The 245-nt window shown below is 43.7% G+C and carries 1 protein-coding gene; it reads left to right on the top strand.

The genetic code is table 11. The features are described from left to right. Positions 1–245: EF-Tu C-terminal domain-related protein (locus tag SB775_RS32745; protein WP_486360740.1), on the top strand; the 245-nt coding region annotated here is incomplete at both ends.

The following is a 245-nucleotide window of genomic DNA, read 5'->3' as shown; positions in this document are numbered from 1 at the left end:
CAATCACTCGACATACAACTTTCAAAGCGGAAGTTTATGTTCTTTCAAAAGAAGAGGGTGGACGTCACACTCCATTCTTCACAAACTACCGTCCGCAGTTCTACTTCCGTACAACTGACGTAACTGGCGTTTGTAACCTTCCTGAAGGAGTAGAAATGGTTATGCCTGGCGATAACATCGAAATGGATGTTGAGCTTATCTCACCAATCGCTCTTGAAGAAGGTACTAAGTTCTCTATCCGTGAG

The organism is Peribacillus sp. SIMBA_075 (assembly GCF_046534585.1).
Note: the sequence above shows the minus strand (reverse complement) of the source record. Positions and strands in the feature narration are given on the sequence as shown.